The 13,316-nt window shown below is 39.5% G+C and carries 10 protein-coding genes; 9 read left to right on the top strand and 1 reads right to left on the bottom strand.

Annotated elements, in window-relative coordinates:
• Positions 1-134 precede the first annotated feature (134 nt).
• On the top strand, positions 135-1,046 hold the full coding sequence (gene nhaR / locus QE177_RS11455) for a transcriptional activator NhaR (protein ID WP_280552278.1): 912 nt from the start codon (positions 135-137) through the stop codon (positions 1,044-1,046).
• A gap of 69 nt (positions 1,047-1,115) precedes the next feature.
• Here nhaR and rpsT read toward each other — a convergent pair whose 3' ends face one another.
• The gene (gene rpsT / locus QE177_RS11450) at positions 1,116-1,376 is read right to left on the bottom strand and encodes a 30S ribosomal protein S20 (protein WP_026821429.1); all 261 of its coding nucleotides are present in this window, start codon (positions 1,374-1,376) and stop codon (positions 1,116-1,118) included.
• Positions 1,377-1,713: 337 nt separating this feature from the next.
• On the opposite strand from rpsT, the gene ribF reads away from it, so the two are divergent.
• From ribF to carB, 8 genes are all read left to right on the top strand, one after another.
• The gene (gene ribF, locus QE177_RS11445) at positions 1,714-2,643 is read left to right on the top strand and encodes a bifunctional riboflavin kinase/FAD synthetase (protein ID WP_280549754.1); all 930 of its coding nucleotides are present in this window, start codon (positions 1,714-1,716) and stop codon (positions 2,641-2,643) included.
• A gap of 38 nt (positions 2,644-2,681) precedes the next feature.
• A complete protein-coding gene (gene ileS / locus QE177_RS11440) occupies positions 2,682-5,498 on the top strand; it encodes an isoleucine--tRNA ligase (protein ID WP_280549753.1) in 2,817 nt (938 codons plus the stop codon).
• Positions 5,498-5,998, top strand: coding sequence for a signal peptidase II (gene lspA, locus QE177_RS11435; protein ID WP_280549752.1), 501 nt, complete (start codon positions 5,498-5,500; stop codon positions 5,996-5,998). Before ileS ends, lspA begins: the two co-directional genes overlap by 1 nt.
• Before the next feature lie 61 nt (positions 5,999-6,059).
• Entirely contained in the window at positions 6,060-6,530 is a 471-nt protein-coding gene (gene fkpB / locus QE177_RS11430) for an FKBP-type peptidyl-prolyl cis-trans isomerase (protein WP_280549751.1), read from the top strand.
• A complete protein-coding gene (ispH, locus tag QE177_RS11425; protein ID WP_280549750.1) occupies positions 6,511-7,461 on the top strand; it encodes a 4-hydroxy-3-methylbut-2-enyl diphosphate reductase in 951 nt (316 codons plus the stop codon). Before fkpB ends, ispH begins: the two co-directional genes overlap by 20 nt.
• A 167-nt stretch (positions 7,462-7,628) precedes the next feature.
• Positions 7,629-8,450, top strand: a complete 822-nt coding sequence (gene dapB, locus QE177_RS11420; RefSeq protein WP_280549748.1) for a 4-hydroxy-tetrahydrodipicolinate reductase — start codon at positions 7,629-7,631, stop codon at positions 8,448-8,450.
• A gap of 433 nt (positions 8,451-8,883) precedes the next feature.
• Positions 8,884-10,050, top strand: coding sequence for a glutamine-hydrolyzing carbamoyl-phosphate synthase small subunit (gene carA / locus QE177_RS11415; RefSeq protein WP_280549746.1), 1,167 nt, complete (start codon positions 8,884-8,886; stop codon positions 10,048-10,050).
• A 13-nt stretch (positions 10,051-10,063) separates the two neighbouring features.
• Entirely contained in the window at positions 10,064-13,288 is a 3,225-nt protein-coding gene (carB, locus tag QE177_RS11410) for a carbamoyl-phosphate synthase large subunit (RefSeq protein WP_280549745.1), read from the top strand.
• The last annotated feature ends 28 nt before the right edge of the window (positions 13,289-13,316 follow it).

Genomic DNA, 13,316 nt, shown 5'->3' with positions numbered 1-13,316 from the left:
TTGTGCTCGCGCTACAATATTTTTATTTATAGCGCGAGTATCTTGTTTAGGTAAAATAAAATGGATCGCTTATCTTCTGATGTTCAGAAAATAACGTATATAAACAGTTATCGATGGTACAAAAAGGTATCGATATGAGAATGTCGCATCTCAATTTTAATCATCTCTATTACTTCTGGCATGTTTGTAAAGAGGGATCCGTTGTTGGCGCCGCTGAAGAACTTTATTTAACGCCTCAGACAATAACAGGTCAGATAAAAGCGTTAGAAGAACGTTTGAATGGTAAATTATTTAAAAGGCAAGGCCGAGGACTGGTTCCTTCAGAACTCGGACAACTAGTTTTTCGTTATGCTGATAAAATGTTTGTGCTAAGCCAGGAAATGTTAGATATTGTTAATTATAGTCGTGAATCAAATTTGTTATTTGATGTCGGTGTCGCTGACGCTTTATCTAAACGGCTGGTAAGCCGCGTCCTTGAAACAGCTATCGTTGAGCATGAGCGGATCCATTTACGTTGTTTTGAATCGACCCATGAGCTTTTATTGGAACAATTGAGTCAACATAAGTTAGACATGATCTTATCTGATTGCCCAGTTGATTCATCACAACAAGAAGGGTTATTTTCCGTGAAGCTTGGTGAATGTGGCGTTAGTTTTTTCTGTCGCAAACCAATACCGGAAAAACCTTTTCCGCTTTGTTTAGAAGAGCGGCGATTATTGATCCCTGGTCGACGTTCTATGTTAGGTCGTCATCTACTTTCTTGGATCCAGAATAATAATTTGCAGGTAGAAATTTTGGGTGAATTTGATGATGCTGCCTTGATGAAAGCATTTGGCATGTATCATAACGCAATATTTGTCGCACCATCATTATATGCTAATGAAATTTTTTCAGATAATGAAGTGGTTGAAATTGGTCACATGGATAAAGTGAAAGAAGAATATTATGTTATTTTTGCTGAACGTATGATCCAGCATCCAGCAGTGCAACGTGTCTGTAATAAAGATTTTTCTGGTTTATTTGATCAAACCTTTTATAAACCATAATAATTATTTTCAATAATAATGTAATAAAAAAACCGGCTAAAGCCGGTTTTTTAGCAAAATCAAAATAAATTACATTGATTTGATTTGTGCTACTAAATTTGCTTTATGACGTGCAGCTTTATTTTTGTGGATCAAGCCTTTGCTAGCATAGCGATCAACAATAGGTTGCATGTCGTTAAATGCTTTTTGTGCTGCTTCTTTATCGCCGGTAGCGATAGCGGCATAAACTTTTTTGATAAAAGTACGCACCATAGAACGACGGCTAGCATTATGCTGACGGCGTTTCTCTGATTGTATGGCACGTTTCTTAGCTGATTTGATATTAGCCAAGGTCCAACTCCCAAATATTTATTCTATCAAGGACACACTAAAGGCCGAGGAATATGCCTTTTTAGCCCTCATTTGTCAATGAATTTGTGTAAATAAGCATCGTGTACTGCAATGCAATCTGTTGTGATGACCTATGATTTTATCAGTTTACTGAGTGAGAATACAGTTTTAAATGTGAAAAAGCGGATGAAATTGCAGGAAAGTGGTTAAATTAACTATTTTTCTTGCCGACAAACAACAATTTATTATCTTTGTTATAAATATTAATCAAATGGTGACTTAACCTTGAAGGTAGTAAGCGGTATAATCCAGCAATTTTTATTATATTGAGCCGATTATGAAGTTAGTTCGTGGTATACATAATATTCGCGCATATCATCATGGTTGTGTGTTGACTATTGGCAATTTTGATGCTGTTCATCGAGGACATCAGGCGTTATTGAAACATTTAAAACAACAGGGTCAGCGTCTCGGACTGCCAACGATGGTAATGATTTTTGAGCCTCAACCATTGGAATTTTTTTTGGGCGCAAATGCACCAGCACGTTTAACGCGTTTACGTGATAAGATAAAATACTTTACCGAATATGGTGTTGATTATTTACTGTGTGTTAAATTTAATCCCACATTTGCTTCATTGTCGCCGCAAGTTTTTGTTTCACAATTACTGGTGGAAAAATTAGGGGTTAAATTTTTGGCGATTGGTGATGATTTTCGCTTTGGCAAAGATAGGCAGGGAGATTTTAAATATCTCCGTGCAGCCGGGGAACAATATGGTTTTGAAGTCGCCAATACCGAAAGTTTTTGTGATGCTGGACAGCGAGTTAGCAGTACGGCTGTCAGGCAAGCACTATTAAGTGATAATCTTCCCCTTGCTGAGAATCTTATGGGACACCCCTACCGATTAAGCGGTCGAGTGGTTCATGGTAGCCAGCTTGGTAGTAAGATCGGTTTTCCAACAGCAAATATACCATTTAAATGTTTAGTTATGCCAGTCAAGGGCGTTTATGTGGTAGAAGTATATGGTTTAGCCGACCATCCATTGCAGGCAGTAGCAAATATTGGTACCCGCCCAACAGTGAATGGGGTAGATAGGCAAATTGAAGTGCATTTGATAGATGTGCGCATGGATATATATGGACGTCATATTGACGTTGTGTTGCGTAAAAAATTGCGCAATGAGCAGCGGTTTGCTTCTATTGATGAATTAAGACAGCAAATCGGTGAGGATATAATGGCTGCGAGGCAATTCTTCCAGTCGTCATAATTAAGATATTTAGCAGAAAAGTGGAACTGAGAATCTAAATGAGTGACTATAAAAATACCCTGAATTTACCGGCAACAGGGTTCCCTATGCGTGGTGATCTCGCTAAACGAGAACCACAAATGTTAGCCCGTTGGTATAAAGACGGTTTGTACCAAGCTATTCGCCAAGCCAAAACAGGCAAACAGATGTTTATACTGCATGATGGCCCTCCTTATGCTAATGGTAGTCTTCATATTGGTCACTCAGTTAATAAAATTCTCAAAGATATTATCATTAAATCTAAAGGATTGGCCGGGTTTGATTCACCCTATATTCCTGGCTGGGATTGCCACGGTTTGCCGATTGAACATAAGGTTGAACAGATTATTGGTAAACCCGGTGATAAGGTTTCTGCTGCTGAATTTCGTGAACAATGCCGCAAATATGCTAAAGAACAAATTGAAGGCCAGAAAGCTGATTTTATTAGAATGGGCGTGCTTGGTGACTGGGAGCAGCCTTATTTAACCATGGATTTTAATACCGAAGCCAATATTATTCGTGCGTTAGGTAAAGTGATTGAAAATGGCCATTTAGTAAAAGGTGCTAAACCGGTTCATTGGTGTACGGCTTGTGGTTCTTCCTTAGCGGAAGCGGAAGTTGAATATTATGATAAATCATCACCTTCCATTGATGTACGCTTTAGCGCTATGGATGCCAAAGCCGTTTATGATAAATTTGGTGTAAAATCGACAACTTTACCGGTTTCGGCCGTGATCTGGACGACAACACCTTGGACATTGCCTGCTAACCGCGCGATTGCGGTTAACGCTGATTTAGAATATCAATTAGTCAAAGTCAATAATGATGAATGTTTAATTTTGGCAAAATCGCTGGTTGAAGCGGTAATGCAACGTATTGCAGCAACAGAGTGGCAAATTGTCGCACAATGTAATGGTTCTCAATTGGAATCACTGCGCTTTCATCACCCATTCATGAATTTCGATGTGCCTGTTGTTTTAGGTGATCACGTTACTTTAGATGCGGGTACTGGGCTTGTACATACTGCACCAGGCCATGGCCCTGAGGATTATATTGTTGGACAGAAGTATAAACTTGAAATAGCGAATCCTGTCGGCCCAAATGGTTGTTATTTACCTGATACTTATCCTGGTTTGGATGGGGTTTTTGTATTTAAAGCAAATGAGTTAATTATCGAACTTTTAGCGGCAAAAGGCGCACTGCTACATAAAGAAATATTACAGCATAGTTATCCTTGTTGCTGGCGACATAAGACCCCAGTTATTTTTCGTGCAACCCCTCAGTGGTTTGTAAGTATGGAAAAAAATGGTTTACGTGAACAATCACTAAAAGAGATCAAAGGTGTTAAATGGATCCCTGAGTGGGGACAAAGCCGAATTGAATCTATGGTGGCAAATCGCCCAGATTGGTGTATTTCTCGTCAGCGCACTTGGGGTATGCCGATGGCATTATTTGTGCATACGCAGACAGAAAAGTTACATCCACGTACGTTAGAACTGATTGAAGAAGTCGCTAGACGTGTTGAAAAATCGGGTATTCAGGCGTGGTGGGATCTGGATCCTGTTGCCCTATTAGGCAGTGATGAAGCTGATTATGTTAAAGTTCCCGATACGCTTGATGTCTGGTTTGATTCTGGTTCTACCCATTATGCTGTTGTCGATGTTCGCCCTGAATTTAAAGGCCATTCTGCGGATTTATATTTGGAAGGTTCAGATCAACATCGTGGTTGGTTTATGTCGTCTCTAATGCTGTCAACGGCGATGAAAGGCAAAGCGCCTTATCGAGAAGTATTAACCCATGGTTTTACGGTTGATGGGCAAGGCCGTAAAATGTCAAAATCCTTGGGGAATACCATTAGCCCACAAGATGTTATGAATGATTTAGGCGCTGATATTCTACGGCTATGGGTGGCTTCAACCGATTACACCAGTGAAATTGCTGTTTCTGGTGAGATTTTAAAACGTTCTGCCGATAGCTATCGGCGTATTCGTAATACAGCACGTTTCTTATTAGCCAATTTGAACGGTTTTGATCCGGCTTTGCATCAAGTTAAACCAGAACAAATGGTGGTATTAGATCGCTGGGCAGTAGGGCGGGCTAAAGCGGCTCAAACGGAAATCATGATGCATTATGCTAATTATGATTTTCATGCAGTTGTTCAGCGGTTAATGCAGTTTTGTTCAGTTGAAATGGGTTCTTTTTATTTAGATATAATAAAAGATCGTCAATATACAGCAAAAAGTGATAGTTTGGCGCGTCGTAGTTGCCAGACAGCCTTATTTCATATCGTAGAGGCATTGGTACGTTGGATTGCGCCGATCCTTTCTTTCACTGCCGATGAAATTTGGCAGCAATTGCCTGGTAAACATGGCAAATATGTCTTTACTGAGGAATATTATGTCAGTTTGTTTGGCTTGGATGATAATGAAACACTTAATGATGAATTTTGGGATGAACTATTAATTATCCGTAGTGAGGTTAATAAAGTTCTTGAACAAGCTCGTGCAGACAAACTGATACGTAGCTCGTTGGAGGCCGCAGTGACTTTATATGCGGATACCGAACTGGCTGAAATACTTAATCGTTTAGGTGATGAGTTACGTTTTGTATTACTAACCTCACAAGCTAAAGTAATTGATATTACCCAAGCCCCAGTTCAAGCACAGGATAGTGAACTGAGTGGATTAAAAATTGCTTTCCAGCAGGCGGAAGGCGATAAATGTCCTCGTTGTTGGCATTATGCAACGGATATTGGTCGGGAGGCGGAGTATGCAGAATTATGCGGCCGCTGTGTTACTAATGTAGCCGGTAACGGTGAAATACGTAAGTTTGCCTAATGAAAAATCCTATTTGCTCTACTGGCTTACGCTGGTTATGGTTAACGGTTGTGATATTAATTGTTGATCTTGGTAGTAAGCAGCTCATTTTGAATAATTTTCAATTATATGAGTCGATACCGTTAATGCCTTATTTCAATTTGGCTTATGCTCAAAACCCTGGTGCAGCATTTAGTTTTTTAGCTGATAAAGGAGGGTGGCAGCGCTGGTTCTTTGCATTTGTGGCGATTGTCATTTGTGTGGTGCTTATCGTAATGATGTATCGTCAAAGCGTGAACAAGAAATTGAGTAATATTGCTTATGCATTGGTTATTGGTGGAGCATTAGGGAATTTGTGTGATCGCTTAGTCCATGGCTTTGTAGTTGATTTTATTGATTTCTATGTTGGTGACTGGCATTGGCCGACATTTAACATTGCTGATATGGCGATTTGCATTGGTGCGGCTCTCATTATTCTCGACAGCTTCATCAATACAGACAAGAAAGTGAGTGCAGCTTAGTCCATCGTTCGTTTACGCTGATCACAGGATGATTTATTTCTAACAGTAGGTTTTTATTGTCATGTTAACGTTAGTACAAGCAGATAGTGCCGTGTTGTTGCATTTCACGCTGAAACTTGAGGATGGTTCAATTGCTGATTCAACCTATAATCAGGATAAACCGGCACTTTTTCGCCTTGGCGATAAAAGCCTCTCGTTAGCACTTGAAAAACAATTAATTGGTTTAAGTGTTGGTGAGAAAAAAACGTTTACTTTAGGCGGAGAGGATGTATTTGGTAAATCAAACCCGGATATGATCCAATACTTTATGCCAAAAGATTTTATTCAGATCGGGATGCCGGAAGTTGGTGCCATCATATTATTTACCGCGATAAACGGCAGTGAAATGCCAGGGATGGTAACCGCAGTGACACAAGAGTCTATCATCGTTGATTTTAATCACCCGTTAGCGGCTCAGGACATCATTTTTGACATTGAAGTGTTGGAAATTGACCCGAAATGGGAGGGATCAAATGCAAATATTGCTGGCTAACCCTCGAGGTTTTTGTGCCGGTGTTGATCGGGCAATTAGTATTGTTGATCGTGCACTGGCGCTTTATGGTGCTCCGATTTATGTTCGTCATGAAGTCGTCCATAACCGTTATGTGGTTGACAATTTACGTCGACGCGGCGCGATTTTTATTGAACAAATTACTGAAGTACCCGATGGTGCTATTCTGATCTTTTCTGCTCATGGTGTTTCTCAAACAATTCGGCGGGAAGCTAAGCAACGGCATCTGACCATGTTATTTGATGCAACTTGTCCATTGGTGACTAAAGTACACATGGAAGTGGCGCGTGCTAGTCGTAAAGGTAAAGAAGCGATTTTAATTGGTCATGTTGGGCACCCTGAAGTAGAAGGTACAATGGGACAATATAATAACCCGGCGGGTGGTATGTATCTGGTTGAATCGCCGGAGGATGTTTGGAAGTTACAAGTAAAAGATGAAAATAACCTCTGTTTTATGACGCAGACTACTTTGTCAGTTGATGATACTGCTCATGTTATAGATGCACTAAATACGCGTTTTCCAAATATTATCGGGCCACGTAAAGATGATATCTGTTATGCAACCACCAATCGTCAAGAAGCGGCACGTGAGTTGGCCAATAAGGCTGATATTGTACTGGTTGTCGGCTCTAAAAATTCTTCTAATTCCAATCGTCTTGCTGAATTGGCGCAAAGAGCCGGCAAACCTGGTTACCTAATTGACTCTGCTGATGATATTCAAGAACATTGGCTGGAAAATATGCAGATTATTGGTCTCACTGCTGGCGCTTCTGCACCGGATATTCTTGTTCGCCAGGTTATTGAACGCTTAAAAATTTTAGGGGCTAGTGAAATGGTCGAACTTGCGGGTCATGAAGAAAATATTGTTTTTGAAGTGCCAAAAGAGCTACGTGTTGAGATCAAGCAAATATAATAATTGCTATTTTGGTATTTTATTAAATTAATTTTTTAGTGCAGCAATTTATTTACTCATTAAGCCAACTCTAATGGCTTTTTTTGTCACTGATGCTTACTAAGATCAGTGTTAGCCTTGTCGAACTTAAGATATTTAATCTGTTTTTTTAATCAAGAGAGAAAAACATGACTAATTCAGATATGCGAGTTGCCATCGTTGGTGCTGGTGGCCGCATGGGACGTGAACTAATCAAAGCTGTTTCACAGCAGGATGGCGTTACTCTAGGGGCAGTGTTAGAAAGAAAAGGCTCAAGCATAGTAGGTACTGATGCCGGTGAATTGGTCGGTATTGGCCGTTTAAATGTTATAGTTAGCGATGATCTGATTAATGTTTTAGATAAATTTGATATTTTGATCGATTTTACTCGTCCCGAAGGTACGCAATATTACCTATCTGTTTGTAAAAAATATGCCAAAGCGATGATTATTGGTACTACAGGTTTTAATGAAACTGAACAACAGTTGATTGAAGAAGCGGCGAAAACAATCCCTATTGTTTTGGCGGCAAATTTTAGTGTCGGCGTTAATGTGGTGTTAAAGTTATTAGAAAAAGCAGCAAAAGTGATGGGCCATTATAGTGACATTGAAATTATTGAAGCTCATCACAGGCATAAAGTCGATGCACCCTCAGGAACAGCCTTAGCAATGGGTGATGTTATTGCTAAGACAATTGGCCGTGATTTAAAAAATTGTGCAGTGTATGGTCGTCAAGGTATTACGGGTGAAAGAGAAAAGAACAGCATTGGTTTTGCCACGATTAGAGCTGGCGATATTGTTGGGGAGCATACGGCGATTTTTGCTGATATAGGTGAAAGGATAGAGATAATTCATAAAGCGTCAAGTCGCATGACGTTTGCAAATGGCGCTATTAAGGCTTGTTTGTGGTTAAAAGACAAAAATAATGGTTTATATAGTATGAAAGATGTATTAAATTTAGAAAATATTTAGTTCTTTGTTTATCTATTCATTTGATAAAGCATAATTAATTTTTAATTTGTGCTTTATTTGTAGATTTATTAATTTTTTTGTTTGATAACTATTTTTTTATTATTTAAAGTAAAAATTTTATTGATGATAGATGAATTTTTGCGCATTTATTATAATGTAATTTATTTAAACCCTACATTTACACTTATCTTGTTATGCAATCGATTATCTTGCTAAGATAATCTATCATTTTACTAGTTACATTGATTTTTTATTATAAATTAGCTAAAAAAATAACAAAAAATTATTTTTTACTAGACAATCACTCTTCTCATCATTAGAATGCGCGCAATTTGCCAAAAATTTGCTTAAAGTCCATTTTGGCACGAATTTATTGGCTTATGCATGAATAAATATGCTCAATACATGATTTTTTATTCCTTTGGAGGGTATTTTGATTAAGCCAGCTATATTGGTTCTGGAAGACGGAACCCAGTTTCATGGTCATTCCATTGGGGCTGAAGGAATTGTTGTTGGAGAAGTTGTTTTTAATACATCAATAACTGGATATCAAGAAATCCTCACTGATCCTTCTTACTCCCGCCAAATTGTTACACTCACTTATCCCCATATCGGAAACGCAGGCATCAATCCTGATGATGAAGAGTCAGCCATCATTCATGCTCAAGGGCTTGTTATACGTGATTTATCATTAATTTATAGTAATTTTCGCGGAAAAGAAAGCTTATCTGATTATTTAAAGCGCCATAAAACAGTAGCAATTGCTGATATTGATACTCGCAAACTTACGCGGCTATTAAGGGAAAAAGGCGCACAGAATGGTTGTATTATCACTGGCGATAATTTAGATGCCGATTTGGCATTAGAGAAACTTAAATTATTTGGTGGAATAAAAGGATTAGATTTAGCTAAAGAAGTCACAACTAAAGAAGTTTATGCTTGGCAACAGCAGAGTTGGCATCTGGCAGCCAAGGGATTATCGGCCACGAAGCCTCGGGAGCAACTGCCTTATCATGTCGTTGCTTATGATTTTGGCGTTAAACGAAATATTTTACGCTTACTCGTTGATCGCGGTTGTTATTTGACAGTTGTTCCAGCAACAACCCCGGCTGATGAAGTATTAAAAATGGCACCTGATGGGATCTTTCTTTCGAATGGCCCGGGTGATCCAGCCGCTTGTGATTATGCAATCAAAGCCATCAAACAGTTTTTAACGACAGAAATCCCTATTTTTGGTATTTGCTTAGGTCATCAATTACTGGCATTAGCCAGCGGAGCCGATACCGTTAAAATGAAATTTGGCCATCATGGTGGTAACCATCCAGTAAAAGATTTAATTAATAATCGCGTCATGATTACTGCACAAAATCACGGTTTTGCGGTTGATGAAGCAACATTATCTGACAAATTGCGAGTTACCCATAAATCGCTATTTGATGGCAGTCTACAAGGAATACATCGTACCGATAAACCTGCATTTGGATTTCAAGGACATCCTGAAGCGAGTCCTGGCCCTAAAGATGCAGAACCTCTATTCGATTATTTTATTGAATTGATTAAAAAGTATCGTCAAATAAATTTAGCTACTCAAGTTGATTAATCAGGAGCAAAAAATGGCAAAGCGTACAGATATTAAAAGTATCCTGATTTTAGGTGCGGGTCCCATTGTTATTGGCCAAGCTTGTGAATTTGATTACTCCGGAGCACAAGCATGTAAAGCCCTACGTGAAGAGGGTTATCGCGTTATTTTAGTGAATTCCAATCCAGCGACAATTATGACAGATCCCGAACTTGCGGATGCTACTTATATTGAGCCGATTCAGTGGGAAGTGGTACGCAAAATTATTGAAAAAGAGCGTCCTGATGCGATTTTACCTACAATGGGTGGACAAACTGCTTTAAACTGTGCTTTAGAATTAGAGCATAAAGGTGTATTAAACGAATTTGCTGTTACTATGATTGGCGCCACGGCTGATGCAATTGACAAGGCAGAAGATCGTCAGCGGTTTGATAAAGCAATGAAGAAAATCGGTCTTGAAACTGCACGTTCAGGGATTGCCCATTCCCTGGAAGAAGCACTAGAGGTGGTAGAGAAAGTAGGCTTCCCCTGTATTATTCGTCCTTCATTTACTATGGGCGGTTCGGGCGGCGGAATTGCTTATAACCGTGAAGAGTTTGAAGACATTTGTCTGACCGGTTTAGATCTTTCACCGACCAATGAATTACTGATTGATGAATCGTTAATTGGTTGGAAAGAGTATGAAATGGAAGTGGTTCGTGATAAAAATGATAATTGTATCATCATATGTTCTATTGAAAATGTCGATGCGATGGGGATTCATACGGGAGATTCTATCACTGTCGCTCCTGCTCAAACATTAACCGATAAAGAATATCAAATTATGCGCAATGCATCGATGGCAGTGTTGCGAGAAATTGGTGTAGAAACCGGTGGTTCAAATGTTCAATTTGCCGTAAATCCTAAAAATGGTCGCTTAATTGTTATTGAAATGAATCCCCGGGTATCACGTTCTTCTGCTTTAGCATCTAAAGCAACCGGTTTTCCTATTGCAAAGGTTGCAGCAAAACTTGCGGTAGGTTATACACTTGATGAATTAATGAACGATATTACCGGAGGACGGACACCCGCATCTTTTGAACCTTCTATTGATTATGTCGTGACTAAGATCCCTCGTTTTAACTTTGAAAAATTCCCGGGTAGTAATGATCGTCTGACAACTCAGATGAAATCTGTTGGTGAGGTAATGGCTATTGGGCGAACTTTTCAAGAATCTATGCAAAAAGCATTGCGTGGATTAGAAGTCGCCGCGACGGGTTTTGATCCTAAAGTAGATTTAGATGAATTCGACTCGTTAACCAAAATTCGCCGTGAATTGAAAGACGCAGGAGCTGAACGTATCTGGTATATAGCCGATGCATTCCGCGCAGGTATGTCGGTGGATGGTGTGTTTAATCTCACTAATATCGATCGTTGGTTCTTGGTACAGATTGAAGAACTTGTTCGTTTAGAAGAGAAGGTTACTGAGTTTGGTGTTAATGGATTGTCAGCGGGGTTTTTGCGGCGATTGAAACGAAAAGGTTTTGCCGATATTCGTTTAGCTAAATTAGTCGGAGTTTCTGAAGCTGAAATCCGTAAATTACGTCATAAATATAAACTGCATCCTGTTTTTAAGCGAGTTGATACTTGTGCGGCAGAATTTGCCACAGATACTGCTTATCTCTATTCCACTTATGAAGATGAATGTGAGGCCAATCCTGACAGTACTCAATCTAAGATTATGGTACTAGGTGGTGGACCAAACCGCATTGGTCAAGGAATTGAATTTGATTATTGTTGTGTTCATGCTGCGTTGGCGTTACGTGAAGATGGCTATCAAACAATAATGGTAAACTGTAATCCAGAAACAGTTTCTACCGATTATGATACATCTGATCGTCTCTATTTTGAACCAGTAACGTTAGAAGATGTATTAGAAATAGTTAGGATTGAACAACCTGAAGGTGTCATTGTGCAGTATGGTGGCCAGACACCATTAAAATTAGCGCTTGCTTTGGAAGAAGCTGGCGTTCCTATTATTGGCACTAGCCCAGATGCGATTGATCGAGCTGAAGATCGTGAGCGTTTTCAACAAGCAGTGGCCCGTTTAGGGCTGAAACAACCAGAAAATGCCACGGTTACCACTATTGAACAGGCTATAGAAAAGGCTCACAGTATTGGTTACCCCTTAGTTGTACGTCCTTCTTATGTTTTAGGTGGTCGGGCAATGGAGATTGTCTACGATGAAACTGACTTACGTCGGTACTTTCAGACCGCCGTGAGTGTTTCCAATGATGCGCCAGTTTTACTCGATCATTTTCTGGATGATGCCATTGAGGTTGATGTCGATGCTATCTGTGATGGGGAAACCGTTTTAATTGGTGGCATTATGGAGCATATTGAACAAGCTGGTGTTCATTCCGGTGATTCTGCCTGTTCCTTGCCGCCTTATACCTTGAGTCAGAATATACAGAATGTCATGCGTGAGCAAGTAAAAGAGCTGGCCTTTGAACTACGCGTTCGAGGATTAGTTAATGTTCAATTTGCGGTTAAAGATAATGAAGTTTATTTAATCGAAGTAAATCCGCGAGCTGCGCGTACAGTGCCTTTTGTATCAAAAGCAACAGGAATACCACTGGCAAAAGTAGCCGCTCGCGTCATGGTCGGACAATCTTTAGCTAAACAGGGTGTAACCAAAGAAATTATTCCACCTTATTATTCGGTTAAAGAAGTCGTATTGCCATTTAATAAATTCCCTGGTGTTGATCCTATTTTGGGACCAGAAATGCGTTCTACCGGTGAAGTTATGGGTATAGGTCGTACTTTTGCCGAAGCATTTGCTAAAGCCATGTTTGGTTGTTCTTCTACGATGAAAAAATCTGGGAGGGCATTACTTTCTGTAAGAGAAAATGATAAAGCCAAGGTGGTTGATTTAGCGGCTAAATTAATTGAGCATGGTTTTGAGTTAGATGCAACACATGGTACTGCAATTGTATTGGGTGAGGCAGGAATTAACCCGCGTTTAGTTAATAAAGTTCATGAGGGGCGCCCTCATATTCAGGATAGAATAAAAAATGGTGAATACAGTTATATTGTCAATACTACTGCAGGTCGTCGTGCAATAGAAGATTCGAAGCTTATTCGTCGTAGTGCATTACAATATAAAGTAAATTATGATACCACTATTAATGGCGGCTTTGCGACAGCGATTTCCCTCAATGCTGATCCCACAGAGCAGGTTATCTCTGTCCAAGAGATGCATAAAATGATCCGACATTAACTATTACTCGCTCTTGTCAATGGCCCTA

Source organism: Arsenophonus sp. aPb (assembly GCF_029873475.1).
Classification (GTDB): Bacteria; Pseudomonadota; Gammaproteobacteria; order Enterobacterales; family Enterobacteriaceae; genus Arsenophonus.
Note: the sequence above shows the minus strand (reverse complement) of the source record. Positions and strands in the feature narration are given on the sequence as shown.

Coding starts and splice junctions, on each gene's coding strand:
- nhaR (WP_280552278.1), top strand. CDS start 135: ATGAGAATGTCGCATCTCAATTTTAATCATCTCTATTACTTCTGGCAT.
- ribF (WP_280549754.1), top strand. CDS start 1,714: ATGAAGTTAGTTCGTGGTATACATAATATTCGCGCATATCATCATGGT.
- ileS (WP_280549753.1), top strand. CDS start 2,682: ATGAGTGACTATAAAAATACCCTGAATTTACCGGCAACAGGGTTCCCT.
- lspA (WP_280549752.1), top strand. CDS start 5,498: ATGAAAAATCCTATTTGCTCTACTGGCTTACGCTGGTTATGGTTAACG.
- fkpB (WP_280549751.1), top strand. CDS start 6,060: ATGTTAACGTTAGTACAAGCAGATAGTGCCGTGTTGTTGCATTTCACG.
- ispH (WP_280549750.1), top strand. CDS start 6,511: ATGCAAATATTGCTGGCTAACCCTCGAGGTTTTTGTGCCGGTGTTGAT.
- dapB (WP_280549748.1), top strand. CDS start 7,629: ATGACTAATTCAGATATGCGAGTTGCCATCGTTGGTGCTGGTGGCCGC.
- carB (WP_280549745.1), top strand. CDS start 10,064: ATGGCAAAGCGTACAGATATTAAAAGTATCCTGATTTTAGGTGCGGGT.